This window comes from Salipiger pallidus (genome assembly GCF_014643635.1).
Classification (GTDB): domain Bacteria; phylum Pseudomonadota; class Alphaproteobacteria; order Rhodobacterales; family Rhodobacteraceae; genus Salipiger; species Salipiger pallidus.
Genome location: NZ_BMJV01000014.1, coordinates 1 through 26620, shown reverse-complemented (window position 1 = coordinate 26620; position 26620 = coordinate 1). Strand labels below are relative to the sequence as shown.

General features: G+C 64.3%; 28 protein-coding genes. 15 read left to right on the top strand and 13 right to left on the bottom strand.

Translation table 11 applies throughout. The features are described 5' to 3' along the window. Positions 1-110: 110 nt before the first annotated feature. Genes IEX41_RS21030 through IEX41_RS21020 form a run of 3 tightly spaced genes read left to right on the top strand, consistent with a single transcriptional unit; the run spans position 111 to position 3783 of the window. Complete coding sequence (locus tag IEX41_RS21030) at positions 111-1088, top strand: TAXI family TRAP transporter solute-binding subunit (protein WP_188792178.1); 978 nt, start codon at positions 111-113, stop codon at positions 1086-1088. Beyond that, positions 1085-1573 carry a DUF1850 domain-containing protein gene (locus IEX41_RS21025; RefSeq protein ID WP_188792177.1) on the top strand — a complete coding sequence of 163 codons (489 nt, stop codon included), beginning with the start codon at positions 1085-1087 and terminating at the stop codon, positions 1571-1573. Before IEX41_RS21030 ends, IEX41_RS21025 begins: the two co-directional genes overlap by 4 nt. Further along, positions 1570-3783, top strand: a complete 2214-nt coding sequence (locus IEX41_RS21020) for a TRAP transporter permease (protein WP_188792176.1) — start codon at positions 1570-1572, stop codon at positions 3781-3783. Before IEX41_RS21025 ends, IEX41_RS21020 begins: the two co-directional genes overlap by 4 nt. Before the next feature lie 56 nt (positions 3784-3839). Here IEX41_RS21020 and IEX41_RS21015 read toward each other — a convergent pair whose 3' ends face one another. Beyond that, positions 3840-5465, bottom strand: a complete 1626-nt coding sequence (locus IEX41_RS21015; protein ID WP_188792175.1) for an AMP-binding protein — start codon at positions 5463-5465, stop codon at positions 3840-3842. Between the two features lie 110 nt (positions 5466-5575). Here IEX41_RS21015 and IEX41_RS21010 point away from each other — a divergent pair, with 110 nt between their 5' ends. Continuing rightward, entirely contained in the window at positions 5576-6223 is a 648-nt protein-coding gene (locus IEX41_RS21010; protein ID WP_188792174.1) for a sulfotransferase family 2 domain-containing protein, read from the top strand. 307 nt (positions 6224-6530) lie between these two features. Here the strand turns inward: IEX41_RS21010 and IEX41_RS21005 are convergent, their stop codons facing one another. Continuing rightward, positions 6531-7154, bottom strand: coding sequence for a ribonuclease T2 family protein (locus tag IEX41_RS21005; protein WP_188792173.1), 624 nt, complete (start codon positions 7152-7154; stop codon positions 6531-6533). A gap of 138 nt (positions 7155-7292) precedes the next feature. Between IEX41_RS21005 and IEX41_RS21000 the strand changes: the two genes are divergently transcribed. Continuing rightward, complete coding sequence (locus tag IEX41_RS21000) at positions 7293-8054, top strand: DUF1013 domain-containing protein (protein ID WP_188792172.1); 762 nt, start codon at positions 7293-7295, stop codon at positions 8052-8054. 88 nt (positions 8055-8142) lie between these two features. Here the strand turns inward: IEX41_RS21000 and IEX41_RS20995 are convergent, their stop codons facing one another. The 6 genes from IEX41_RS20995 to IEX41_RS20970 form a co-directional block, all read right to left on the bottom strand. After that, entirely contained in the window at positions 8143-9597 is a 1455-nt protein-coding gene (locus IEX41_RS20995) for a DUF2252 domain-containing protein (RefSeq protein WP_188792171.1), read from the bottom strand. A gap of 61 nt (positions 9598-9658) precedes the next feature. Continuing rightward, entirely contained in the window at positions 9659-10252 is a 594-nt protein-coding gene (gene recR, locus IEX41_RS20990) for a recombination mediator RecR (protein WP_188792170.1), read from the bottom strand. 90 nt (positions 10253-10342) lie between these two features. Continuing rightward, positions 10343-10687, bottom strand: a complete 345-nt coding sequence (locus IEX41_RS20985; RefSeq protein WP_188792169.1) for a YbaB/EbfC family nucleoid-associated protein — start codon at positions 10685-10687, stop codon at positions 10343-10345. 103 nt (positions 10688-10790) lie between these two features. Next, a complete protein-coding gene (locus IEX41_RS20980) occupies positions 10791-12779 on the bottom strand; it encodes a capsule polysaccharide biogenesis protein (protein WP_188792168.1) in 1989 nt (662 codons plus the stop codon). A 17-nt stretch (positions 12780-12796) separates the two neighbouring features. Next, entirely contained in the window at positions 12797-13948 is a 1152-nt protein-coding gene (locus tag IEX41_RS20975) for a polysaccharide biosynthesis/export family protein (RefSeq protein ID WP_188792167.1), read from the bottom strand. Between the two features lie 96 nt (positions 13949-14044). Next, on the bottom strand, positions 14045-15352 hold the full coding sequence (locus IEX41_RS20970) for a capsule polysaccharide biogenesis protein (RefSeq protein WP_188792166.1): 1308 nt from the start codon (positions 15350-15352) through the stop codon (positions 14045-14047). A 177-nt stretch (positions 15353-15529) separates the two neighbouring features. Here IEX41_RS20970 and IEX41_RS20965 point away from each other — a divergent pair, with 177 nt between their 5' ends. The 10 genes from IEX41_RS20965 to IEX41_RS20920 all read left to right on the top strand — a co-directional run bounded on the left by IEX41_RS20965 (position 15530) and on the right by IEX41_RS20920 (position 22863). Continuing rightward, positions 15530-16117 carry a riboflavin synthase gene (locus IEX41_RS20965; protein WP_188792165.1) on the top strand — a complete coding sequence of 196 codons (588 nt, stop codon included), beginning with the start codon at positions 15530-15532 and terminating at the stop codon, positions 16115-16117. 378 nt (positions 16118-16495) lie between these two features. Then, positions 16496-17125, top strand: coding sequence for a hypothetical protein (locus IEX41_RS20960; RefSeq protein ID WP_188792164.1), 630 nt, complete (start codon positions 16496-16498; stop codon positions 17123-17125). Positions 17126-17159: 34 nt separating this feature from the next. Continuing rightward, a complete protein-coding gene (locus IEX41_RS20955; protein ID WP_188792163.1) occupies positions 17160-17759 on the top strand; it encodes a hypothetical protein in 600 nt (199 codons plus the stop codon). A 199-nt stretch (positions 17760-17958) separates the two neighbouring features. Beyond that, positions 17959-18870 (top strand): cation diffusion facilitator family transporter, encoded by a 912-nt coding sequence (locus tag IEX41_RS20950; protein ID WP_188792162.1) that lies wholly within the window; start codon positions 17959-17961, stop codon positions 18868-18870. 109 nt (positions 18871-18979) lie between these two features. Next, positions 18980-19612, top strand: coding sequence for an ATP-dependent Clp protease proteolytic subunit (locus IEX41_RS20945; protein WP_188792161.1), 633 nt, complete (start codon positions 18980-18982; stop codon positions 19610-19612). Between the two features lie 152 nt (positions 19613-19764). After that, the gene (clpX, locus tag IEX41_RS20940; RefSeq protein WP_188792160.1) at positions 19765-21027 is read left to right on the top strand and encodes an ATP-dependent Clp protease ATP-binding subunit ClpX; all 1263 of its coding nucleotides are present in this window, start codon (positions 19765-19767) and stop codon (positions 21025-21027) included. A gap of 64 nt (positions 21028-21091) precedes the next feature. Next, positions 21092-21457 (top strand): RidA family protein, encoded by a 366-nt coding sequence (locus tag IEX41_RS20935; protein ID WP_188792159.1) that lies wholly within the window; start codon positions 21092-21094, stop codon positions 21455-21457. A 206-nt stretch (positions 21458-21663) separates the two neighbouring features. Continuing rightward, positions 21664-22047: an NADH:ubiquinone oxidoreductase subunit NDUFA12 gene (locus IEX41_RS20930; RefSeq protein ID WP_188792158.1), complete on the top strand. Its 384-nt coding sequence runs from the start codon at positions 21664-21666 to the stop codon at positions 22045-22047. Between the two features lie 4 nt (positions 22048-22051). After that, the gene (mlaD, locus tag IEX41_RS20925; protein ID WP_188792157.1) at positions 22052-22498 is read left to right on the top strand and encodes an outer membrane lipid asymmetry maintenance protein MlaD; all 447 of its coding nucleotides are present in this window, start codon (positions 22052-22054) and stop codon (positions 22496-22498) included. Next, positions 22495-22863 carry a DUF2155 domain-containing protein gene (locus IEX41_RS20920; protein WP_188792156.1) on the top strand — a complete coding sequence of 123 codons (369 nt, stop codon included), beginning with the start codon at positions 22495-22497 and terminating at the stop codon, positions 22861-22863. Before mlaD ends, IEX41_RS20920 begins: the two co-directional genes overlap by 4 nt. Here IEX41_RS20920 and aat read toward each other — a convergent pair. The 5 genes from aat to IEX41_RS20895 all read right to left on the bottom strand — a co-directional run. Beyond that, the gene (gene aat / locus IEX41_RS20915) at positions 22827-23462 is read right to left on the bottom strand and encodes a leucyl/phenylalanyl-tRNA--protein transferase (protein ID WP_188792155.1); all 636 of its coding nucleotides are present in this window, start codon (positions 23460-23462) and stop codon (positions 22827-22829) included. The genes IEX41_RS20920 and aat overlap by 37 nt on opposite strands. Before the next feature lie 49 nt (positions 23463-23511). Continuing rightward, on the bottom strand, positions 23512-24864 hold the full coding sequence (gene accC / locus IEX41_RS20910) for an acetyl-CoA carboxylase biotin carboxylase subunit (protein WP_188792154.1): 1353 nt from the start codon (positions 24862-24864) through the stop codon (positions 23512-23514). 10 nt (positions 24865-24874) lie between these two features. Next, positions 24875-25357 (bottom strand): acetyl-CoA carboxylase biotin carboxyl carrier protein, encoded by a 483-nt coding sequence (gene accB, locus IEX41_RS20905; RefSeq protein ID WP_188792153.1) that lies wholly within the window; start codon positions 25355-25357, stop codon positions 24875-24877. Positions 25358-25575: 218 nt separating this feature from the next. Beyond that, positions 25576-26103 carry a hypothetical protein gene (locus tag IEX41_RS20900; RefSeq protein ID WP_188792152.1) on the bottom strand — a complete coding sequence of 176 codons (528 nt, stop codon included), beginning with the start codon at positions 26101-26103 and terminating at the stop codon, positions 25576-25578. 150 nt (positions 26104-26253) lie between these two features. Further along, the coding region (locus IEX41_RS20895) for an AMP-binding enzyme (RefSeq protein ID WP_444544450.1) at positions 26254-26620 on the bottom strand (367 nt) is incomplete at its 5' end.

Below are 26620 nucleotides of genomic sequence, written 5' to 3'. Positions count from 1 at the left end.
AAGAACGAGCCACGTTAAAGCCCGAACAGGTGGCATACAAACGTGTGCCTGCCTAAACGGGCAGCACGGAGCCCTGCCATCCACGGCAGACCACAAACACGGAGGTTTCCATGACCGTTTCCCGTCGCCAGTTTCTTGGCACCACCGCAGCGGCATCGCTCGCAGCGCTCGCAGGCCCGGCATTTGCCCAGGGCCGCACCTTCTTCGGCATCGCCACCGGCGGCACCGGCGGCACCTACTACCCGCTCGGCGGCATGCTGGCGCAGCTGATCTCGAACAACGCGGAACTGCCGGACACCCGTCTGTCGGCCACCGCCGAAACCGGCAATGCGTCGGTCGCCAACTCCCAGCTGCTGGGCCGTGGCGAAATCGAAAGCGCCTTCGCGTCCGCTGACATCCTCGACGCAGCCTACAAGGGCGTCGGCCAGTTCGAAGACGGTGCGATCGAGAACATCCGCGCCATCGGCGCCCTCTACCCGGAAACCGTGCAGCTGATCGTCCGCGCCGAAAGCGGCATCACCAGCTTTGCGGATCTCGCCGGCAAGTCGGTGTCGTCCGGTTCCCCGGGTTCGGGCCAGTGGCAGCTGCTGGGCGATCTGCTCGAAGCCTTCGGCATGTCCCGCGAAGACATCAACGAAGACTACTCGTCGTTCTCGCAGTCGGTCGAAAAGATCAAGGACGGCAACCTCGATGCGTCGCTCATCACCGCAGGTCTGCCGACCTCGTCCGTGACCGACCTTGCGAACGGCCACGACATCAAGATCATCTCGCTCTCCGGCCCCGAAGTCGAAGCGCTTCAGGCAGAGCAGCCGTACTACGCCTCCGCGACCATCCCCGCAGGTTCGTACAAGGGCGTCGACGAAGACGTTCAGACCCTCGCTGTGCGCGCTGTCTGGGCGACCCACGCCGACATGTCCGATGACGTGATCTACGCCGTGACCAAGGCGCTCTACGAGAACACCGAGACCCTTGGTCAGGTGCACCCGATGGGCAAGCAGATCTCGCTCGACCGTGCGCTCGAGTCGGTGTCGATCCCGGTGCACCCCGGTGCCCAGAAGTACTACGACGAACAGGGCGTCGCACAGTGACGCGCGGGCGCAAGCCCATCTGCATTTTGGGGGTGGCGGCAATTGCCGCCACCCTTTGTACTAGTGCGCGCGCAGAAGACGCGTGGCTTTGCCTGTCCGAGACCCGTGGCACCGGCGCCGAGATCGCTCGCGTGCCGCTGGGACCGGAGGGCACGTTCCGTCTCAGCTTCATCCACTCCGTGTCAAAGACTCCCGTTGTCGATGTCTACCGCATCGAGGACGGCCAGATCCTGCAGACCTCCGAGATCTTCGAGGCGCATGGCGCCGGTCTGCCGTCGATCGCCAATGACATGGATGCCACCGGCTGGCGCCACGAGGATGGGCATTTCATCCTCGACATGCACCGCCTGACCGGCCCGATTCCTCTGCGCATTCAGGCGCAGTTCAAGAACACCCTTCACACTGCCGGATCCGATCTGCCCCTCGCGGACCTGGGCCACTCGGCGCTCACCCTTGCCCCTTGTGACGAGGAGACCTCCCTTTGACGTCCAAACCCCACACACCAGCCCCGGAGGATCGTGAGATCACCGCAGACGAGGTGGAGGCCCTGGTTCGGGAATACGATTCCGAATCCAACTTCCGCAACCTCGTCGGCCCGACCGCCATCCTCGTGACCATCTGTTCGGTGGCGCTGTCGCTGTTCCACGTCTACACGGCGGGCTTCGGCCTGTTGAACGAGGTGATGCACCGCACCATCCACCTGACCTTCGTGATGGGCCTGATTTTCCTGGTGTTCCCGCGCAAGCGTGCGAACCCGAACGGCAAGCAGTGGATCGAATCCGGCCTTTTCGCGGCGTTCTACCTGTATATCCTGTGGAACCTCGCGGGATCGCTTGAAAACAGCACGCTCAAGACGGTGTTCATCGCCGTCATGCTGGTGCTCATCGCGCTGACGCTGCCGTTCAACCGCAAGGGCGCTGACCCGGAGAAGGTCGCCATCCGGGACTGGATCTTCGCGGCATTCGGCGCGGGCTTCTCGGCCTACCTGTCGGTGTTCTTCCACCACGTCTTCATCGAGAACGTGGGCTCCCCGCCCGAGCCTGCCTACATGATGGGCTTCGTCGCCATTATCATGACCCTCGAAGCGACGCGGCGCACCATGGGGTCGACCCTCGCATGGATCGGCGTGGGCTGTCTGCTATACGCGCTGTTCGGGCCGTACCTGCCGGGCATCATGGCCCACCGCGGCTATTCCATCACCCGCATCGTGAACCACCTCTTCGTGGGCACCGAAGGCATCTACGGCGTCGCCGTGGGCGTTGTCGCCACCTACGTGTTCCACTTCGTGCTGTTCGGCATCCTCGCCCAGATGAGCGGCCTCGGCCAGCTTTTCATCGACCTTGCCACCATCGTGGCAGGCCGCGCTTCGGGCGGGTCTGCCAAGGTGTCGGTGGTCTCGTCGGGCTTCTTCGGGATGATCTCGGGCTCGCCCATCGCCAACACCGTGACCACCGGTGCCTTCACCATTCCGCTGATGAAGAAATCCGGCTTCTCGGGTCGCTTTGCCGGCGCGGTCGAGGCCTCGGCCTCGTGTGGCGGTCAGATCACTCCGCCGATCATGGGGGCCTCGGCCTTCGTGATGACGGAAATGCTCGGCGTGCCCTATAACGAGCTGATCCTCATCGCCATCGTTCCGGCAGCCTTCCACTACATCGCCATCCTGCTGATGGTGCACCTTGAGGCCAAGAAGCTGGGCCTGCAGGGCATGTCCAAGGACAAGATCCCGCAGTTCGGCGCGGTCCTCGCGAAGTCCTGGCACCTGTTCATCCCCTTGGGTGTCATGGTGGCGCTGCTGCTCATGCAGTACACGCCGTTCCTTGCCGCCTTCTGGGGCATCTTGCTGACCATCGGCTGTTCCTACATCCCGCTGGTGATGCGTGCCCTTGGCAACAAGTCCATGGACACGTCCACCGTGCTGACGCCCAAGCGCCTCGTGCAGGGCTTCGAGGACGGCTCCAAGTTCGCCCTCGCCATCGGCGCGGCCTGCGCTTGCGTGGGCTTCCTGCTGGGCATGACGACGCTGACGGGCCTTGGCTTCAAGTTCTCGGCCGCGGTCGTGGAACTGGCGCATGACGTGGCGGGCGCGGTGATCGCGATCGACTTCACCGGGTTGCTGTCCGAGGATGGCCTTGCGCTGTTCTTCGGCCTGATCTTCGTGGCCATCGCCTGCATCGTGATGGGCGCAGGCATCCCGACCACGCCGACCTACATCATCCTTGCGTCCATTGCGGCGCCGGCGCTGATGGACTTCGGTGTGCCGCTGATCGCGACCCACTTCTTCGTGTTCTACTTCGGCGTTCTGGCGGACGTGACACCACCGGTTGCGCTTGCGGCCTATGCGGCGGCGGGCCTCGCCCGGTCCGAGCCGATGACCACGGGCACCACGGCATTCCGCCTGTCCATGGGCAAGGCATTGGTGCCGTTCATGTTCATCTACGCCCCGAGCCTGCTGTTCGTGGACTTCACCTGGCTGGAGTTCATCACGGCACTGCTGTCGGGCCTGATGGGTGTGGTTGCGCTGTCCTCGGCCTACATCGGCTGGTTCCGCCGGGATCTCGCTCTGTGGGAGAAAGTCGCGCTGACCCTTGCCGGTCTGCTGCTGATCTCGACCCATTGGGCGGCGATCACTGTAGGCGCTCTGGTGGTGCTTGCCATCCTCGCCCGCCCGGGCGGCGGACGTGCAGCCACCGCCTGATCGACTGATCGGATGAAATTGATGCGCCGCGGCCCCATGGGTCGCGGCGCATTGCGTTACAGCTGCTTCGCGCGGGCGCGCAGCTGGAATTTCTGGATCTTGCCGGTGGAGGTCTTGGGCAGTTCCTCGAACACCACCTTCTTGGGGGTCTTGAACCCGGCCAGCCGCTGGCGGGCAAAGGCAATGAGATCGGTCTCGGAGGGGGTATGCCCCGGCTTCAGTTCGACGAAGGCGCAGGGCACCTCGCCCCACTGGTCGTCAGGCTTTGCGACCACGGCACAGAGCAACACGGATTCATGCGCCATCAGCGTGTTCTCGACCTCGACCGAACTGATGTTCTCGCCGCCCGAGATGATGATGTCCTTGGCGCGGTCGGCGATCTGGAGGTAACCGTCAGGATGCAGCACGGCGATGTCTCCGGAATGAAAATAGCCGCCCTCGAAGGCCTCTTTCGTGGCCTTTGGCGCTTTGAGGTAGCCCTTCATCACCCCGTTGCCCCGGTGCATGATCTCGCCCTTGGTGGTGCCGTCCATGGGGACCACCTGCATGGTCTCATCCATGACGGTGACATCATCCATGAAGGGCATCCCCACCCCCTGCCGCGCCTTGCGGGCGGCGCGCTCGTCGCCTTTCAGGTGATCCCATGACCCCTGCCAGGCGCATTCCACGTCTGGCCCGTAGGTTTCGGTCAGGCCGTAGACCTGCGTGACGTTGAAGCCCATTGTCTCGATCTTGGCGAGCGTCGCGGGGGCGGGGGGCGCGCCTGCGGTGAAGACCTCGACGGTCTGGGGGAAGGGGCGGCGGTCCTCCTCGGCGGCATTGACGAGCATGTTGAGCACGATGGGGGCGCCGCCGAAATGGGTCACTCCCTCGTCCGCGAACGCGGTATAGAGTGCCTTTGCGGTGATGTCCCGGCAGCACACCACGGTTCCACCCACGGCGGGCATCATCCAGGTGTGGCACCAACCGTTGCAGTGAAACAGTGGCACGATGGTCAGGTAAACCGGGTGCAGCACCATGCGCCAGCTGAGCACCTGTCCCATCGCGTTCAGGTAGGCCCCCCGGTGGTGATAGACCACGCCCTTGGGCCGCCCGGTGGTGCCGGAGGTGTAGTTGAGCGCAAGGCTCTCCCATTCATCCTCCGGCATGATCCAGTCGAACCCCGGATCGCCCGTGGCCAGAAACGCCTCGTACTCGAGGTAGTCGCCAAAGGCCTTGGCGCCGCCATGCAGGTCTGCGACCTCGATGACAGTGGGCGGATCCTGCTCCATGAGCTCAATGGCCTCGGCCAGATGCGGGATGAACTGCGGATCGCACAGCACCACCTTCGCCTCGCCATGATCGAGGATGTAGGCGATCGTGTCCACGTCGAGCCGGGTGTTGATGCTGTTGAGCACCGCCCCGCATGCGGGCACGCCGAAATGCGCCTCGGCCTGCGCGGGGAGGTTGGGCAGAATGGTCGCCACCACGTCACCGGGCCGTACGCCGATCTTCGCCAGCGCCGAGGCAAGGCGGGTGACTCGCTCGGTATATTCGGCATAGCTGCGGCGGATGGGGCCGTAGACCACGGCGGGGTGATCCGGCCAGATCCTCACCGCCCGGCGCAGGAAGGACAGGGGGGTCAGCGGCGCGAAGTTCGCCTCGCATCTGCCCAGCCCTGTTTCATTCGAAAGCCAACCCATTCTCCCCCTCCCGGTTGTTTTCCTCGCGGCAACTATGCTCAGGGCAGCGCGTCGGGGGAAGAGGCATTAAGCGGATTGTGCTGGGATGCCGCCGCGTTAATCATGCGCCCATGATCATCTCGCCTGGCCGCGGCTACATCTTTGTCCATATCCCCAAGACGGGCGGCAGCTCCATGGCCGCGGCACTTGAGGCGCGCGCCCATCGCGACGATATCCTGATCGGTGACACGGAAAAGGCACTGCGGCGCAGAGGGCGCTTGCGCCAGCTGACACCGAAGGGACGCCTTTGGAAGCATTCCACGCTCGCGGATATCGACGGTATCCTGAGTCCGGCCGAGATCGCCGACATGTTCACCTTCACCATCGTGCGCAATCCATGGGACCGGATGGTGAGCTACTATCACTGGCTTCAGGCGCAGACCTTCGATCATCCGCAGGTAGCCTTGTCGAAACAGCTGTCCTTCGGCGCCTTCATGGCCAACCCTGCCACCCAGGCGATCCTTGGTGTTGCGCCATTCTCCAGCTATATGCGCGATGCCACGGGACGGGAACATTGCTCGGCCTGGATGCGCCTCGAGCACTTCGCCGAGGACATGGCGCCGCTTAAGGCTCATCTCGGGTTCACGCCGGACATGGGGCATCGGAACCGATCAGCTCGGCGGGCGGACTTCCGCGGTTACTATGACGACAAGACAGCTGCGGTCGTGGCCATTGCCTGCGCAGAGGACATTGCCCGTTTCGGCTACAGCTTTGATTGATCGGCGGCGCGCTTGGTGTCGCTGCCGTATGCCTCCGGCGGGGATATTTGGGGTCAAAGGAAACACTCAGCCAAGGAAGAATGCAGCCCGCCACGCGTGATAGCGGGCTGCGGGAAGCTTGGGCTTCCTTCGACACGGTCATCGGCGTCCCCGCCTGTACCGTATAGCGAGCATGGCGCATTAACCTTAACGTTGGGTTACCGACAGACGCCCGTGTTTCCTTTGACCGTAAATATCCCGGGGAGCACGAGGGGCAGCGCCTCTCGTCACCGCAGGTGTTGCGACCGCAGGGAGCGTTTCCTGCAGCTCAGCGCACCGGGGCGAGCAGGGCATCGTCCGCTGCGCAGTCCCGCACCAGATCGCGCCCACAGGGCACCGGCTCGAGTGACTTGGACAGGCAGATTCGCGCCTCTTGGATGCGGCCCGACCGACAGGTTATGGTGATCATATCTGGTTCGAGGTCACTGTTTTCTTTGAGGAACGCCTCCTCGATCAATGTTGCGGGAAGGGTTACGGGGGCGTCCAGCCGCCGCAGCATCGCGGGGCGGTTGATACTGCCGAAGGCTTCGCGGGACAGCGCGAAGTAGTCCGCAGCCGTCAAGCCCGTGCAGGTCCCGTGCTTCTTCCACTGATGCCAAGCCAGACCGGATGTGCCCATGATGTCTGACATCGCTTCGGTCATTGCCCGGCTTGGCGCGGTCATGGAGCTGTCGCAGTACGAGGGGTAGCCGCGATGATGCTGGGGCCAGAGGCCGTGCAGCACGAACCCGAGGTTCCGGTCGCATTGCGGTGAGCCTCGCGGGTCCCCCTCGAGCGCGCACCAAGTTGGAGACCAGCTGAGGGACATGACGTAGTAATCGAAGTCGCCCGCCACGTCGCCGTCGGCCCGGGCCAAGGTCGCGGAGAGCAGCAGCAGAGCGATCCAGCGCATTTTCTCTTCCATATTGCAGTTTATCGCAGTATATAGCGCCCAAGTTCCCCCACAACGGAAACCCGTCCCGGAATTGTTCCGGGACCTCCCGGCCGAAAGGTCCGGGGGAGGGGAAGAAGACTTGCAAGGAGTGATACGATGGCCAAACTGCTGCACCCCAAGGCGACCGCTGTCTGGCTGGTCGACAACACCACCCTGACGTTCAAGCAGATCGCCGATCTGACCCACATGCATGAGCTCGAGGTTCAGGGCATCGCCGACGGTGATGTGGCGACCGGCGTCAAGGGCTTTGATCCGGTCGGCAACAACCAGCTCGAGCAGTCGGAGATCGACAAGGGCGAGAAGAACCCCTTGCACAAGCTCAAGCTCAAGTACAACGCCGCCGCTCAGGATGAGGAAAAGCGCCGGGGGCCGCGCTACACCCCGCTGTCCAAGCGCCAGGACCGTCCCAACTCGATCCTGTGGCTGGTGAAGTTCCACCCCGAGCTTGCCGACAGCCAGATTGCAAAGCTCGTCGGCACCACCAAGCCGACGATCCAGTCGATCCGCGAGCGCACCCACTGGAACATCCAGAACATGCAGCCCATCGACCCGGTGGCGCTTGGCCTGTGCCGCCAGTCCGAACTGGACGCTGCCGTTGCGAAGGCAGCCAAAAGCCAGAGCGCCGTCATGTCCGATGACGAACGCCGCAAGCTGGTGTCCACCGAGCAGAGCCTTGGCATGGAGACCGAGCCGCGCCTGCCCACCGCCATCGAGGGGCTCGAGACGTTCACTCTCACCGATGATGCGGACGACGAAGAAGACAAGGCCCCGAGCGACTACTCGGATGCGGACAGCTTCTTCAACCTGCCGTCCGGTGAAGACGACGATGAGGATGACAGCGAGGATCAGCGCGGCTGATCTGTCGGCATCCCAACCAGACATGACGAGGGCCCGTGCTGAACACACGGGCCCTTTTTTTGTTGGATTGTAAGGCTCGCAGCCGCCTTCAGCGATAGACCTTGTCGATCCGATCAAAGGCTCCCAGTGCGAAGTCTTCACGGAACATCTCGTGGTCAGCCTGCAGCCTGTCCGCCGCCTCTTTGGCGAAGCGGCAGATGTCGGCGACAAACAGCTTGTGAGGCTTTGCCGCCTCGACGATGGAGGGCTCCACGTCGTAGTCGATGCGGCCCAGATCGTCCGAAAGCGCATGGCTTTGCGCCAGTGCAGCGCCACAGATCCCGGCATAGTCTTTCCACGTGCCGTAGCTGAGGTCGTCGAGGTCGATGTCATCGCGGAACGGTGCACGTTCGCGGCTCATAAAGCTTTCGCCGTCGATCTCCACCGCGCCGTAGAAGATATCCCCGTGGGCCAGCTGCACCCGTTGGCCATGCACGATGCGATCAGCCTTGTCGCCCGCGATGAAGCTGCTGGGCGGTGTCAGCCCGTCGAGCGCCGAGCGACGCGCGCTCTTGAACTCGATGATGAGATCATCGGTGGCATCCTTCGACGGTCCCTCGATCAGGACGTAGTACCGCGGCAGCCCCAGAGATGCGGTGCCCTGTCCGTGCCGGATGCAGACATCCTTGACCTTTAGTTCACCCGCACGCGCAGGTTTCTCGAACCCCTTCGCAGCGGCGAGATCGTCGATCGCCTTCTGGAAGGTGTTGATACGAGAGGACAGAGGCTGCAGCTCGTCGTTGGGACGGAAGCCGCGGCCATTGGGCTTGAGGTAATCGTCCCAGAGCCAGTCCTTGCGCTCTTCCCATGCCTCCTCGAACAGGCGCTGGATCACCTTGGGTGAGTTGTGCATGTGATAACCGTCGGTCTTCTCGGTGGCGTGTTCGGCATAGCGCTCCATGGCCGCAAGGTAGCCCTTGACGAACTTGCGCACGATCTTTGCGCGCTTCTTGCGGCTGAAGCCACCTTCGGTCTTTGCCGCGATCCAGAAGCCTGTGGCGCCGCGCTTGAGATCCCATGTGAAGGGCGCATAGATCGACTCGTCAAAATCGTTTACGCCGAAAATCGGCGCACCGTTCACGTCTGGCATGACGCCGAAATTCTCGGGGTGCACATCGCCTAGCGCCATGACCGACGGCATGTGACCGTCGCTGCCGACCATGTCGCGGTAGAACAGGAGAGCAGTGCCGCGGAAGAACTTGAACAGGTCCTTCACAAGCACCTCGAACTTGTCCTGCGTGCCGCTGGCGCGGGTTTCGATTCGCGTGGCGTGGTCCTCGCGCAGGGTGGAGCGGACATGATGCCGCCTGGCCTGTCCCCTCAGCAGGGTCGGGGGGAGCATGCTGCTGCCGTCGTCAAGCGCTTCGGACAGGCGGCGATAGGCTTCGACCTTGCCGGTCGCCTTGACCGAGGGGCGGATCTGCTGGGTGTCGGTCTGGGTGCCGGCGGTCGCGCCTGATTTGGGGCGACTGCTTTTGCCGGACTTTGCCTTGGCGGTGGCCATGCCGTATCTCCCGTGGGATTGCGTTATGCGTCAACGCGGCCCCGGGGGAGGGCGTTCCGCCTTACACCCGCTTGCGTGCGTTCAGCGCCGCCGTGATGGTGCCGTCGTCGAGGTAATCAAGCTCGCCGCCGATGGGCACGCCCTGCGCGAGGGAGGTCAGCGTGACGCGGGTTTCCAGCTGGTCGGCAATGTAATGCGCCGTGGTCTGGCCATCCACCGTGGCGTTGAGCGCGAGGATCACCTCCGAGACGCCCTCGGCGTCGATGCGGGTGACAAGCTGCGGGATGCGCAGTTCCTCGGGGCCGATTGAATCCAGCGCCGACAGGGTGCCGCCAAGCACATGGTAGCGGCCCTTGAAGACGCCCGAGCGTTCCATGGCCCAGAGGTCGGCCACATCTTCGACCACGCAGATCTGGCCGTTGCCGCGCGCGTCGTCGGCGCAGATCGGGCAGATGTCGGCGGTTCCGACATTGCCGCAGTTGAGGCATTCACGGGCGCTGGTGGCGACTTGGCCCATGACATCCGCCAGCGGCTGAAGCAGCAGCGCGCGCTTGCGGATGAGATGCAGCACCGCACGGCGCGCAGAGCGCGGGCCGAGGCCCGGCAGCTTGGCCATCAGTTCGATGAGCGCGTCGATTTCCGTGCGGTCTGGCAAATTGGGTGAACCTCGAGGGTGTCGGATTCCGCAAAGCCCCCGAGGGGGCTTCGCGCTATCCTGCGAGCGGTCGTGCCTTGGGCAGACCGCTTAGAACGGCATCTTCATGTCGGCGGGAAGGCCCATCTCGGAGGTGAGCTTCTGCATTTCTTCCTGCGACCGCTCCTGCGCCTTGGACTGCGCGTCTTTGATGGCGGCAAGGATCAGGTCCTCGACCACTTCCTTGTCGTCGGAGTTGAAGATCGACGGGTCGATGTCCAGCGCCTTGAGCTCGCCCTTGGCGGTGGCGACGGCCTTCACGAGGCCCGCGCCGGATTCGCCCGTCACTTCCAAGGTGGCAAGGTCTTCCTGAAGCTGGGCCATCTTGCCCTGCATTTCCTGTGCGGTCTTCATCATCTTGGCCATGTCGCCAAGTCCGCCCAAACCTTTCAGCATCGCTTGTCTCCTGATTGCGGTGCCGCGCTGTGGCGGCTGTCGGGTTCTATATCGCAGCGCGTGCAGTGCGGAACAAGGGGTGCCGCGCAGATCGGCCCGCCGATCAGCGTCGCCAGAGGTGTGACTGGCTGGCAAAGAGGCCCTGCAGCTTCGACAGCGCCCGAAGCCCCGCACCGGGCCGGGGCAGCGGGCCTGTCTCGAGCCGGTCGCAGATCACCTCGACCGGGCAGGGCAGCCCGGTGACCGGATCGCGGTAGCGCGGGTAGGAGATCAGCGTGGCATGCACCAGCGCCTCGAGGCTGGGGCGCGGCCCGGCAAGGCGGCGGGCGGGCACGGGGCCGAGATCGCGCGTCAGGCCCCAGCCGGCGTAGAACGGCGCGCCCAGCGTGGCGACGGGGATGCCCCGCAGGAGCGCCTCGAACCCGGTGAGCGAGGTCATGGTCCAGACCTCCTGCACCAGCGGCAGCAGAGCGCCCATGGGGGTGTTGGTCAGGGTAAGGTCGGCCCATTGGCCGGGGTCCTCAACCGCGCCGGGGCGCAGGCCAGCCTCCACGTCAGGGTGGGGCTTCCACAGGATCACCGCGTCGGGGTTGTCCGCGCGCACGCGGGCCAGGAGGTCGGCGTTGCAGGACATATTCGGGCTGCCGAGCCGGACCGAGGCGTCATCCTCGACCTGTCCGGGCACGAGGATGCGGTGGCCTTCGGGCAGCTCCGGCAGGACACCGGACAGGTTGTACTTGGTCAAGCCCCCGGAGGTCAGCCGCGTTATCAGGCGGCGGGCGCGGTCCTCCTGATCCGGGCGGGGCTGCGCCTGCTGTGCGATGAGCCGTTCCAGCCGGGAGGGGCGGGTTGGGTCGTAGTAGATCCCAAGATCATCCGTCACCAGCGACAGCGGAGCCACCAGCTCCGCCCCGAGCCCGCGCGAGCGCAGGAAGCCGTCCTCGACACAGGTGGCGCCTTCGGGGGCGGAGATGCCCCAGCCCATGTGCCGCCTGCCATCCGTGGCGGCGTCGCTGAAGACCACGGGCTTTTCGCCCCCGAAAAACCCTTGCAGTGCGCCGCGCTTCCACAGCCTCATGCCGGTCGCGGTCCAGCCGTGGCGATCCTCGCGCCATGCCCGCACCTGCGCCTCCAGCGCGCCGAGCACATCCTCGATCTCGCACAGGCGGTCGCGGTAGGGATCGTACCATGTCGGGTAGAGGATCATCGCCGCCGCGAATAGCTGCACGCGCGTGAGGCTGCGCTGGCGGCGGGCGATGGGCACCTCGTCATCACTGAGACCCCATCCGGCATAGAACGGCTGGCCGAAGACCCGGGGACGGTGGCCCGCGAGGATCGCCTCGAACCCCATTTGCGAGGACACGGTGTAGACCGCGATGGCGCCTTCCAGCAGGGCCTGAGGCGACGCGGCGGCATCGCAGGTCTCGATCCGGCCGTGGGCATCCTCGGGGCTGAAATGGCCGTTGCGGTGGCCTGCTAGCGTCTCAGGGTGCGTGCGCAGCAGGATGCGGGCATGGGGGTGTTCCTCCTGCGCCCAGTACAGCATCTCAAGAAAGCGGTTGCGGTCTGCGCCACTTGCCTTGACCGAGGCATCCCCGGCGGTCTGGTCGATGACCAGCACGTAGCCGGGGGCAGGGGGGCGGGCCTCCGGATCGGTGGCGGAATACTTGCTCAGATGCGCCGCCTGCAGCCGTGCCATGGCTCCCCGGGCACGGGACAGCAGGGCATGGTCGTCAAGTGGATGGGTTTTGAGCCAGTGCTCGAGATCCGAGGGGGTACGCCCGTCGAAATGCACGCCGCTGTGGTCGATGAGCAGGCCCAGTGGCGGCTCGCCCGAGCGGCCGGGGTGAAGGCTGCGCAGGAAGGCGTCCTCGATGCGGACCAAGGCGGACCCATGGCGCACGGCCATCGCCTCGCCCCGGTGGGCATAGGGAGACTGGCCCCAGACCCCCACGAGGTCGTCGCCGGACGGCCGGCCCAGCGACACCCGGTAGCCCGAAAGCGCAAGGATACGGCGCAGGCGTTTCTGCCGCAGGAAACCTGCGTTGTAGACGTAAAGACGCCGGGGAGAGCTCTCCCCGGCGTCTGTCATGTCATCCTGTTGCAGGATCAGCTCCCGCTGGCCTGAATGGCTGTGGCGGTGGTGGCAAGGGTGCTCACCGCGCCGAGCGAGCCGGTGAGAGCCGAGATGGCCTTGCTCCACTGGGCGTAGGGCGCTTCGGTCACATAAAGCGTATCCTGATCGCGGATAACGAAATCGCGGGCCATGAACATGCCGTTGGGCTTGGTCAGATCCAGCACGTAGACAAGGCGCTGGGCGCCGATCAGGTCCGTGCGGCCAAGCACCTGGTTGGCGATCTCGGCAGGCTCGTTACGAAGCACGAAGACGCCGGTGGGGTCTGCTGCCGCCGCCAGAAGGCCGCCGACCTGGGCGATGGCCTCGACGCCCGAGAGCGTCTGCGTCTCGAACGGCACGCGGGCCTGGGCACCGGTGGCGCCAAGCGCGGTGAAGGACCGGGTGTCTTCCTCTACAAGCACCTTGTCACCGCCGCGCAGGGCGATGTCGTAGCTGGGGTTCTTGTAGAGATCCTGGAACCAGATCGTCTCGGTCTGCTGACCGCGGATGACCGAGATCTGGGCGATCTCGGGCTCGATGGTAATGCCGCCCGCGCGGGCGAGCATGGCCGCCAGCGTGCGGGTGGGCCGCTCGATCGGGTAGACGCCCTGGCCGCCGACGGCGCCAACCAGGCTCACGGATGAGCCGTCGCCGGCAAGGCGGCGCACCTCGACCTGGGGGTCGGGGGTCTGGTCGGCCAGCTTGGAAGTGATGATGCGGCGCACCGCCTCGGGGGAATTTCCCGACGCCTTGATGCGGCCCGCGTAGGGCACGAAGATGAAGCCCGAGCCGTCCACCTGCACCTCTTCGAGGGCGGTGGCATTGGCGGTCTCTGCGACCAGCAGGCCGTCATCGACGTTTTCCCAGATGGTCAGACCCAGCGTGTCACCGGGTCGGATGGTGTCCGAGCCAAGCACGGAGGCGTTGCGGAAACTCTCGGTAAAGCCAAGCGCCGGCACGACGGCGGTTGCGCGGGTCACGCGGTCGTTGACCGCAACAATGAAGGCATCGCCTTCACGCATCACCGACCCGGCGTAGATCTCGTTTTTGTTGGGGCCCATACGCGGCAGGCCGCAGGATGCCAGAATCGACACCGCGGCCAGAAGCGCGACGGACTTCACCCAATGCTTGGGGGTACTGTTCACTGCCCGGTCTCCTCGACCTGTTTTATTCTGCCTCAGGTTTTTCCCCCAAGCTAAGGGAATCGCGCCGTTAAAGCCAGAACAAAGGGATTCGGGGGGTCAGCGGACCAGTCGCAACTGTTGCCGGGGTGCCGCGGTCCCGCGTTCGAGCGCATCGTAGGGATCATCCGGCGACAGCATCATGTCGACCACGAGGCGCAGCAGCTGCCGCCGCCCACGCGACGAATAGAAGCCCCCGGGCACTTGACTGGTTTCCAGCAGGTAGCGCCGGTAGTCACGGTAGGCGCGGGTATCGGGGCGGGTTGGCTGGGCGAAGAATTCGGGCATCGTCTGGTCCGAGACGAACTCTGGCTTGGAATAGACCGCCTCGCCGAAGACCATGAGCGGGATGCCCCGCCACAGCACCTGTTGCCCGGCGGTGGAGTTTACCGTCACCGCGCTGCGCGCATCGTTCAGCAGCTGTGCCAGCTTGCCGCCTCGCACGAAATGCACCCGGTCCGCGATGCCGAAGCGGCGGGCGGCCTCGCGGATGGTGCGGAGCACGGGCGCGCGCCCGTCCTCGAGGGGGTGGGCCTTGAAGACAAGGTGGTGATGGCCGGGCGCGCCCTGTGCAAAGCCTTCGAGCACCAGTTCGAGGAACTCGGTCATCGAATTGAACGGCGAATGGTCGCGAAAGCTCGCATCATGTTCGAGCTGCATGAGCACGAGGTGATACGGAAAGCCCCCCCGACGGATGCGCAGCGTTTCGATCAGGCGTTCGGCCCGGTGAAACGGCATCAGCATCAGGCGCTTGACGTAAAGTCGGAATTCCTGTGCGACTGTCAGCGCGCGATGGGGCCGGAAGCTGCGGTAGTCGGCGTTCCGGAACATCACGAACCAATGGTAGAGCGCGCCGTAGAACACATGCTGGCGCATGTCGCCCCAGTGGCCGGGGGGCAGGGGCGCTTCCATGTCCGACTGTTCCAGTGCGCCGCGCATGTCGGCCACCTGCATGTGCATCAGCCGCGAATGGCCATTGGCGCCGCCGCGTTCGTAGCTGACCCAGTAGGGGCGCATGTAGCCTTCCTCGAAGACATGCACCTGCACGCCGCGGGCCTTGGCGATCTTGGCCGCGCGGGCGTGAACGGGCCGGGTGTCACCGTAAAGCACGATGTCGGTGACGCGCTTGTCCTGCAGCAGCCCCTCGAAGCGGGCGGGCCAGTCGTCGGCGGTGCCCTGGTAAGGGATGTAGCTTTGAGGGTGGAACCAGAAGGCGCGGTCCCCGGCGTTGAACCCCACGCGCCAGACCTCGGCCCCGGCGCGGCGCAGCATGGCGCCCAGCTTGTGGAAGAACGGCCCATGCGGTCCCTGCAAGAACAGGAAGACGCGGGGCGGATCAGTGGCAGGGGGGGAAGAGGGGCCAGTCATGGGCGGTCACGCTTTACGGTCACTATGGGGGCGGTTGTCCGGGTAACAGTAGCACAGCCGGGTTGCCTTGGACTTCCGGCACCGCTAATTGTTTGCTCGATATGCCGGGAATAGCGGAGTTTTCCGGCGAAATTAAGGCCCGGCGTGTCCGGGCCGCGCCGCAACAGGAGGCACGTCATGTTCACCGGCATCGTCACCGACATGGGAGAGATTCAGGCCCTGCACCAGGCCGGCGATCTCACCGCGCGCATCGGCACCTCTTACGACACCAGCGGCATCGACATCGGCGCCTCCATCGCCTGCGATGGCGTGTGCCTCACGGTCGTCTCCATGGGGGCCGGCTGGTTCGAGGTGCAGATCAGCGCCGAAACCGTGTCCAAGACCAACCTCGGCAGCTGGACCGAAGGGCGGCGCATCAACCTCGAGCGGGCGCTCAAGGTCGGGGACGAGCTGGGCGGGCACATCGTGTCGGGCCATGTGGATGGCCTTGCGGAGCTGATCGGCATTGCGCCCGACGGAGATTCCACGCGCCTCACCCTGCGCGCCCCGCGCGAGCTGGCACGGTTCATCGCGCCCAAGGGCTCGGTGACGCTGAACGGCACTTCGCTCACGGTGAACGAGGTCGACGACTGCACGTTCGGCATCAACGTCATCCCCCACACCCAAGAGGTCACTACCTGGGGGCAATCCAAGGTGGGCGATGACATCAACCTCGAGATCGACACGCTGGCCCGCTACGTCGCCCGTCTTGCCGAGATGAGCTGAGGCCCAAAGGTCAGGAATACCGCAATTGCAGGGGGCGGCGCTCCCCTGCCATCATGGCTCCGGTTGTTATGACAGGGCGGGTATTCTGCCGCCCGGACTGGAGTCTGTTTCGATGAGTTTCCGCATTCGCATTCTCTGGCTGGCCACCCTCATCGCCCTCGCGGCGGCGGCGGGATTGCTGCCAAGACCCTCCTCCGAGAGCCCCCAGCCGATCCCGAGGGCACCGGCCTTCCGACTTTGATCTTCTTCCGGTTTGTTGGGTCGCGCAGCGCTGAACACACCTTTTGATTGCAAAATGACCCGTTAACCATTCTTAACTGATCGTTAACCAGAAAGTCTAAAGGTCCGGTTAAGATTTGCGGCGGCATTGCCCTCCGCATGACACATATTGCTAACTTTCCGTTCATCTCTCGCCTGCTGCCGATGGTCGCCTTCGTCGCGATGGCAGTGCTTGCGGCATGCGGTGCGCCGCTGCCCGCACCCGGTGTCGCCCCCGAGCATAAGCGGGTGACCCTGACCCGCGCGCTGATGGCGCTCGGCCCCGATGTCGATGCGTCCGAAGCCCGGCGCCTTGCGGACATCGCCTATGACTACCCGCTGCAGCTTGCCCAGATCTACGAGATCGAGGATGCGCCCATCGTCCACAATCAAAAGGTCAATGACGGCCTGAAATCACGGGGACTTTGCTACCACTGGGCCGAGGCCATGCAGGCCCGGCTTGCCCGCGAAGGCTTTCGCAGCATCGAGATCCGGCGCGGCATCTCGCCCGCCCGGCCGCTGTTCCCATTCGAGCACAGCTCGATCATCGCGGTGGCGCCGGGGCAGCCTCTGCAAAGCGGGCTGCTGCTTGATCCGTGGCGGTACGCGGGGGCGCTCTACTGGCTGCCCGTGACCGATGACCGTGTGCATCACTGGCAGCCCAGGGTCGATGTGCTGAGGGACAAGGCGCGGCGCAAGGGTGTGCCCTTTGTCATGCTTCCAGCGACCGACGGGCTGAGCGAGCATTAACCGGGAATTACCGAAATGAGTGCTAGGAGGAGCCATGAAACAGCTTTTTCTGCCTCTGCTTCTTGTGTTGAGCGCTTGTGTGACACCCCCTGAGGCGCTCGATCGCGCGTCACGCTCGCAGCGGGATGCGCTGACCTTCGCAATCACCCGGCTTGGCCCTCTGGTGAAGCTGTCCGAGGCTCGCAGGCTGGCGGATCTGGCCTATGACTACCCGGTGCAGATCGCTCGCCGGCAGGCCGGCACCGACCCGCCGCTGAGGGTGACTCGAAACATACGCCTGGGCTATAAGACACCCGGCTTTTGCTACACGTGGGCGGACGCGCTTTATGCGCGCCTGCGGCAGGAGGGCTTCCGCACCATTGGTGTCGCGGTGGCAATGTCGCCCGTGCGTCTGAACCGCCCGATTGAGCGCAGCGGCGTCGCTGTGACGCTGCCCGGACGGCCTGTCTCCAGCGGACTGATCCTGGATGCTTGCTCGGAGGACGGGGCCCTGGTCTGGAGCAAGGCCGAAAAGGGGCTGTTCACGTCGTGGCAACCGCGTGACAGCGTGCTGTGGGAAAAACGCTTTGGCCGAAAGCCATGGTATGCGCTCAATCCGGGCAGTGCCCTGATCCAGCGTGCGCGAGAGTTCTGATGCCGTGCCGCCGGAGCAGGGTGTTCCGGCAGTTTCGGGGAACTGCCGCAGCGTGGCGTCCGGCAACGGGATCGTGAGGAATCTGCCGGTGCCTTTGGCGGTTCACCGCTTGACCTTCCCGGTGGCGCGGGATTGCATGAAGGCTGCGCGCGGGCTCCGGTTCGTGACATGTCGCAACGGCCGGGCAAGGGGGCAGGGCATGCCACACGATCACCACCACCATATCGACGCCGACGCAGGGGATTCGCGGCTTCTAGGCGCCATTGGCGTCAACCTGCTGCTGACCGTGGCGCAGGTCGTGGGCGGGATCTTCTCGGGCAGCCTCGCCATGATCGCCGACGCGCTGCACAACTTCTCCGACGCGATCTCGCTTGTCATCGCCGCCGCAGCCCGCCGCATCGCGCGCCGTCCCGCCAGTCAGGACATGCCCTTCGGCTATGCGCGGGCCGAGGTGGTGGCCGCACTGGTCAATTACACGACATTGATCGTGATCGGTCTCTACCTTGTGATGGAGGCCGTGCTGCGGTTTCTTGATCCCGAGCCGGTGCAGGGATGGCTGGTGGTCATCATCGCCGTGGTGGCGCTGGTGGTCGATGTGGTGACGGCAGTGCTGACCTACGCGATGTCAAAAGACAGCGTTAACATCCGCGCGGCCTTCCTGCACAACGTGTCGGACGCGCTGGGCTCGGTTGCGGTGATCCTCGCTGGCACGCTCATCATTCTCTACGGCTGGACGTGGGTGGACCCGGCGGTCACCCTGCTGATCGCGGGCTACATCCTGTGGATGGCGTTTTCCGAGATCGGCGGCGTGATCCGTATCCTCATGCTCGGCAGCCCGCCGATGCTCGCCCCGGCGGACGTCCTGCGCGAGGCCGGGGAGGTCGAGGGCGTCGCGGGGCTGCACAAGGCGCACCTGTGGCAGATCGACGAACACCGCGCGGCGCTTCAGGCGCATTTGGTGGTGCGGGACGACGCGTGGAGCGATGCGGATGGCATCAAGGACCGGGTGAAGGCGCTGCTCAAGGCGCGCTTCGGCATCGATCACGTGGTGCTCGAGATGGAATGCGCGCGCCACGCCTGCGACCATCCCGAGGCATGGGGTGGCGCGTGATCGCAACGGCATTCCTCGGCGCCGCCCCTTGCGGCTGGCCGGGGCGACGACTAAGAATCTGGTAACACCGACCGGATAGGCATTTCTGGACAAGAACAGGCAGGCGGATATGAAAGACCCAATCGATACTTACATGAACACGCTCGTCCCCATGGTGGTCGAACAGACCAGCCGTGGTGAACGTGCCTACGACATCTTCTCGCGTCTGCTCAAGGAACGGATCATCTTCGTCTCGGGCCCGGTGCATGACGGCATGTCGAGCCTCATCGTCGCGCAGCTGCTGCACCTCGAGGCGGAAAACCCGTCCAAGGAAATCTCGATGTACATCAACAGCCCCGGCGGCGTTGTAACCTCGGGCCTGTCGATCTACGACACCATGCAGTACATTCGCCCCAAGGTCTCGACCCTCGTGATCGGCCAGGCGGCGTCCATGGGGTCGCTCCTGCTGACCGCGGGCGAGAAGGGCATGCGCTTCTCGCTGCCCAACAGCCGCATCATGGTGCACCAGCCCTCTGGCGGCTATCAGGGCCAGGCGACGGACATCATGATCCACGCGCAGGAGACGCAAAAGCTCAAGACGCGCCTCAACGAGATCTACGTGAAGCACACCGGCCGCACCCTCGACGAAGTCGAAGCAGCGCTCGAGCGTGACAACTTCATGGCTCCCGAGGACGCGAAGGAATGGGGCCTCATCGACGAGATCGTCGAAAGCCGCGGCGCGGCGGAAGAGGCCAAGTCTTAATCTAATGCCCCGCCGCAGTTGCGCGGCGGGGCATATTTCGGATTGTGGACGACGGGGCGCTGCCCTAGACTTCACAGAATTGGCGAAGACGACAGGCCCAGGGCTGGCGCTACGGTCCGGCCCAAGCGGGAAATGGCCTGGAAAGGTGTGACATGGCGACGAATTCTGGCGGCGACAGCAAGAACACCCTGTATTGCAGCTTCTGCGGCAAGAGCCAGCACGAGGTACGCAAGTTGATCGCAGGGCCGACCGTGTTCATCTGTGATGAATGCGTCGAGCTCTGCATGGATATCATTCGCGAAGAGACCAAGGGCGCAGGCCTGAAGTCCTCGGAAGGGGTGCCCACCCCGCGCGAGATCTGCGACGTGCTGGACGATTACGTCATCGGTCAGATGACGGCGAAACGGGTTCTTTCTGTCGCGGTGCACAACCACTACAAGCGGCTCAACCACGCGCAGAAAAGCGCGGACATCGAGCTGGCGAAATCGAACATCCTGCTGATCGGCCCCACCGGCTGCGGCAAGACGCTGCTGGCCCAGACGCTGGCGCGCATCCTTGATGTACCGTTCACCATGGCGGACGCGACCACGCTGACCGAAGCCGGTTACGTGGGCGAGGATGTGGAGAACATCATCCTCAAGCTGCTTCAGGCGTCGGAATACAACGTCGAACGGGCGCAGCGCGGCATCGTCTACATCGACGAGGTCGACAAGATCACCCGCAAGTCCGAGAACCCGTCGATCACCCGCGACGTGTCGGGCGAGGGCGTTCAGCAGGCACTTCTGAAGCTGATGGAAGGCACCGTGGCGTCGGTTCCGCCGCAGGGCGGCCGCAAGCATCCGCAGCAGGAATTCCTGCAGGTGGACACCACGAACATCCTCTTCATTTGCGGCGGCGCCTTTGCCGGTCTTGACCGGATCATCGCGCAGCGGGGCAAGGGATCGGCCATGGGCTTCGGTGCCGATGTTCGCGATCCCGAAGAGCGGGGTGTGGGCGAAGTGTTCCGCGATCTCGAGCCCGAGGATCTGCTGAAATTCGGTCTGATCCCGGAATTCGTCGGCCGTCTGCCGGTGATCGCGACGCTCGAGGATCTGGACGAGGACGCGCTTGTCACGATCCTCACCATGCCCAAGAATGCCTTGGTCAAGCAGTATCAGCGTCTGTTCGAGATGGAGGACACCCAGCTGACCTTCACCGACGATGCGCTGAGCGCGATCGCCAAGAGGGCCATCGAACGCAAGACCGGTGCGCGGGGCCTGCGCTCCATCCTTGAGGGCATCCTGCTCGACACGATGTTCGAACTTCCGGGCATGGACGAGGTGACCGAAGTTGTGGTCAACGACGAGGCGGTGGGCGCGGATGCCAAGCCGCTTATGATCTACGGTGACCAGAAGAAGGAAGGCGCCTCAGCCTGAGGCACCGTTTGGAATGAGCTTTGAGGCGGGGGATAGTCCCCCGCCTTTTGCATGTGAGGATGCAATGACAATCAGACGTATTCAAACCGGCAGCCCGTTCGAGGCGAAAATCGGATATTGCCGGGCCGTGGTCGCGGGCGGGTTCGTGCATGTCGCCGGTACCGTGGGGCAGGGCGAGACGGTCGAAGAGCAGTGCCGTTCGGCTCTCGAGGTCATCGGCCAGGCACTGGACGCCGCAGGCGCAAGCTTTGCCGAGGCCGTCCGGGTCACGTACTACCTGCCCGACGCCGCCGAGTTCGAGCCGTGCTGGCCGATCCTTTCTGAAACCTTTGGGGACAATCCGCCGGTGGCGACCATGGTCGAGGCCAAGCTGATCGATCCGAAGTACCGTATCGAGATCGAGCTTACGGCACTGGCTCCCGAAGCCTGACGCTCAGCCAGGGGGGGCGGCCATGGCCGCCCTTTCCACAGGCACGTGAAGATCGGCGCGACCCCGGACCCGGACTGCAGCGCCGGTGCGATCCGTCGCATTTGGCGAAAGCGGCCACCGGTTGTACCCGGCAGTGCGGTTCTTGTCGCTGGACCTTTGGCCAGGGATCCTACATAAGCGAAGAGCAAGATACCGAGGAGTCGTCCATGGGCATTCTTAACTCGCTCCTGAAGGCCGTGACCTGGTGGAACGGCGGCACGCTGAACACCATGATCTGGAGCAAGCGCCACGGCACGCGCGTCGGCGAGGACGAGCAGGGCAACACCTTCTACCAGACAAAGGATGGCGCTCGCCGCTGGGTGATGTACAACGGCGAGGTCGAGGCGACGCGCATCAGCCCCGATTGGCACGGCTGGCTGCACCATACCTTCAAGGAAGCGCCGACCGAGCGGCCCATGGTTCACAAGACTTGGGAAAAGCCCCATATCGAGAACCTCACCGGAACTGCCCTGGCCTATGCGCCGCAAGGCTCGATCCGTCAGCCACAACCTGCGGCACGTGCCGATTACGAGGCGTGGAGCCCGGAATAACCCCATGTCCAGCAATGCCACAGAGGTGCTGGTCGGCGGCGCCGTATTGGCTGCCGCCATCGCGTTCGGTGCGTACGCAGTGTCCGCGACGGGCTATTCGCTTTCTGACACCGGCTACCCGCTGAGCGCCAGCTTCCGATCCCTCGAGGGGGTTGCGGCTGGCAGTGACGTCCGGCTTGCCGGTGTGAAGGTCGGCACCGTCACCGATGTCTCACTCAATGCCGAAACATACCGCGCTGACATGGGCATCCTGATGCGCGATGGCGTGCAGATCCCCGATGACAGTGCCATCGTGATCTCCTCCGAGGGGCTTCTGGGCGGCAACTTTGTCGAGATCAGCCCCGGTGGGTCGCCCTTCTATTATGAGGCCGGGGACGAGATCCTTGATACGCAGGGCTCGGTGAGCCTCATCTCCCTGCTTCTGAAATACGTGGCTGGAGGCGACGAATGATCCGCGCAGTGATGCAGGCAGTGGCGCTTGCTGCCATTACGGTGGCCCCGGCGGCCGCTCAGGAAGCAACCAGCGAAGGCAGTGGTGCCGTTTTGCGGGGGCTCGACAAACTGACTGGCCGGTCTGCTGATATCGAACTGCGCACTGGTGAAACCGGCCAGTTCGGCCGCATCGAGGTGAGCCTCGGTGACTGCCGCTTCCCTGAAGGCAACCCTGCTGGCGACGCCTTCGCGTTCCTGAGCATACGCGAGGCGGGCAAGTCCGACCTTGCGTTCCGGGGCTGGATGATTGCGTCGTCCCCGGCGCTCAACGCCATGGACAACCAGCGTTACGACGTCTGGGTGTTGCGCTGCACCAACTCATGACCTGATACCGCAAGGGGCGTCCCAGTGAAATCGCTGACGCCCAGTAGCGCTTGCTGTAGCCGTGCGCGATATACGGCCCGCGGAATCTCGATCCCGCCCATAGAGGCAAGGTGCTCAGTCAGGAACTGAGTGTCGAAGAGGGTGAACCCGGCGCGGCGCAGCAGATCCATGAGCCAGCACAGCGCGATCTTTGAGCCGTCCCTGCGCCGTGAGAACATGGATTCGCCGCAGAAGGCTGCTCCGACCTCAAGTCCGTAGATCCCACCCACGAGCGTGTCACCGTCCCAGACCTCCAGAGAATGCGCCAGCCCGGCATGATGCAGCGCGACGAAGAGTGCGCGGATTTCAGCATTGATCCAGGTGTCGGGACGGTCGGCGCAGCCGTCGATCACCCTTTCGAAGGCTCTGTCGACGGTGACACGGTAATCGTCGCGCCGCAGCACCCGCGCCATGCTGCGCGAGATATGCAGGCCATCCATGGGAATGATGCCCCGGCGTCGCGGATCGACCCAGAAAAGTTCGGGGTCGGTCCGGCTTTCCGCCATGGGAAAGATCCCCGACCGATAGGCGTGTAACAGCAGGTCGGGGGTAAGGGTCATCCGCGGCGCTCCGGGCGCAAGGGCACCTGGTATGCGCCGCGAATGGTCATCAGGACGAGAATGGATCCTTGGCCAGCCACTTTTCAAGCCAGTGGATGTTGTAGTCGCCGCGGTGGATGTCCTCTTCCTGCAGTAGCGCATGGAAGAGCGGCACCGTGGTGTCCACACCGTCAACGATCAGTTCGCCAAGCGCCCGGTTGAGCCGCGCGAGCGCCTCGGTCCTGTCGCGGCCCTTGACGATCAGCTTGCCGATGAGGCTGTCATAGTAGGGCGGGATCGAATAGCCCTGATAAAGAGCGCTATCCATCCGCACCCCAAGGCCGCCCGGCGCGTGATACTGGGTGATCTTGCCGGGGCAGGGGGCGAAGTTCGGCAGCTTCTCGGCGTTGATCCGGACCTCAATGGCGTGGCCGTTGATTTCCAGATCGTCCTGCGTGAAGGACAGGTCCTTGCCTTCAGCGACGCGGATCTGTTCGCGCACGAGGTCGACACCGAAGATCGCCTCGGTCACCGGATGCTCCACCTGAAGGCGGGTGTTCATCTCGATGAAGTAGAACTCGCCATCCTCGTAGAGGAATTCGATGGTGCCGGCACCGGAATAGCCGAGATCAGCGACGGCCTTGGCGCAGGTTGCGCCGATGCTGGCGCGTTCCTCGGGAGTGATGCTGGGCCCGGGCGCCTCTTCGAAGACCTTCTGGTGACGGCGCTGCAGCGAACAGTCACGCTCGCCGAGGTGTACCGCCTTGCCCTTGCCGTCACCGAAGACCTGGATCTCGATGTGGCGCGGCTTCTGGAGGTACTTCTCGATGTACACCTCGTCGTTACCGAAGGCGGCCTTGCCCTCGGCGCGGGCGGTGTGGAAGGCGCGCTCCATCTCTTCTTCGTTGTTCGCGACCTTCATGCCGCGACCGCCACCACCGGCGGTGGCCTTGATGATGACCGGGTAGCCGAAATCGCGACCGATCTGCTTTGCGGTCTCCACGTCGGGAACGCCGCCTTCAGAGCCGGGCACGCATGGCACGCCGAGCGCCTTCATGGTGTCCTTGGCGGTGATCTTGTCACCCATGGTGCGGATGTGCTGCGCCGAGGGGCCTATGAAGGTCAGGCCGTGGTCCTCGACCATTTGCACGAAACGGGCGTTTTCGGACAGGAAGCCGTAACCGGGGTGGATGGCCTGCGCGCCTGTGATCTCGCATGCCGAGATGATGCCGGCGGGGCTGAGATAGCTGTCGGTGGAGGACGCAGGGCCGATGCAGATGCTTTCATCGGCCATGCGCACATGCATGGCATCGGCGTCGGCGGTCGAGTGGACCGCGACGGACCCAATGCCCATCTCGCGGCAGGCGCGGATAACGCGCAAGGCGATCTCGCCGCGGTTGGCGATCAGGATCTTGTCAAACATTGCCATCCCCTTACTCGAGGATGACCAGCGGCGCGCCGTATTCGACGGGGGCACCGTCCTCGACGAGGATGCGCTTGACCGTGCCCGAGCGGGGGGCAGGGATGTGGTTCATGGTCTTCATCGCCTCGACGATGATGAGCGTGTCGCCCTCGTTGACCTGCTGGCCGACGCTGATGAAAGAGGGGGCGCCGGGTTCAGCCTGCATGTAGACCGTGCCGACCATGGGCGAGGTCACGGCGCCGGGGTGGGCTGCGGGATCCTCGGGGGCGGCTTCCGCGGCAGGCGCGGGCGCTGCGGCGGGGGCTGCGGCGACCGGCGCGGGGGCTGCGGCGACCGGCGCGGCTTGCGGGTGCATGCGGCTGACCCGTACATTGAGGCTGTCGTCTTCGCCGTAGTCACGCTTGACCTGAAGTTCGGTCAGATCGTTCTCGCGGAGCAGCTCCGCCAGAGCCTTGATGAAGGCCACGTCGGATTCGTGGTTGTCTTTGCTCATGCAATCCTCGCCGGAAAAGTTTCGGGCCCGTTGTCTCTCGGCCACGTTCGCTCGCGCTTATAGGGCAGAGTTTGATGCATGAAAAGCGACCCAGCTGGGGAAAACGCAAGGTGACAAGGTCGAATGTGCTGGAAAACAGCGCATCACGACCCGAGCCAGGGCAGTCGTGCTGTAGATCTCTGCGCTTTATCGGGTCGCATGATGCGTCTGTAGTCCCTTCAGACTTCAGAGGAAACCGAGCTTGGTAGATAGGGGCGTGCCTGCTCACCATAGCCTTGAATGGCGGTTTCAGCTCTTTTTGATGGCATCGGCCTGTCAGTTTCCGGCTCTGCGTCGATTGGCGGCAATGGGTTTTCTTGGGCAGAAGCCTTCTCGGTCTGCGCCAGCGTGTCGGACATCTCCTCCTTGATCTCGGCCTCATCTTTTTTGTCAGAATCGGGGGAAGTCGCCAGATCGGCTTCATTGGTCAGCTTCTTCGCCTGCTCCTCGAGTATGCGGGCGATTCGGATCTGCATCATAGAGGGCGGGGCGACATGCTTGGACGGATCAGGCATGCCGCTCAATGTGCGCCAGAAGCTGTTCGGAGGCTGGCCGCCTGGATCCGACTGCGGGTCGGCACCGGATTTCGCAAGCTCGGAGACCGGCTGCACCTTGGTCACCGGAGGTGGTTGGTTGTTCACCGCTGGCAGCCCTTGCGGGTGCCCGGTCGCCAGCGGGGCCGTCTGTGAAAGGCCCGGAAACTGCATGGATAACTCCACCGCATATGCGCCCCCGCATCCTATCGTACCATATGGCGGCACGCCGCGCATCGCGTTGTGAAGGATTTATCTGATTCTTCGGGCGGTTGGTTAATGGATGAGGCGGAAGGCCAGGCCTTCCGCCTCATCCATGGCCGGTCACCCCTTGTTCGCGCGGTTATCGATGAGGTCATCGACGACCGACGGATCGGCAAGGGTGGAGGTGTCGCCGAGGGCGCCGTAGTCGTTCTCGGCGATTTTGCGCAGAATGCGGCGCATGATCTTGCCCGAGCGGGTCTTGGGCAGGCCCGGCGCCCACTGGATGAGGTCGGGCGAGGCGATGGGGCCGATCTCGGTGCGCACCCAGGTGCGCAGCTCCTTCTTGAGCTCTTCCGAGGGCTCCACATCGTTCATCAGCGTGACGTAGCAGTAGATGCCCTGGCCCTTCACCTCGTGCGGGTAGCCCACCACCGCCGCCTCGGCGACCTTGGCATGGGCGACGAGGGCCGATTCCACCTCGGCCGTG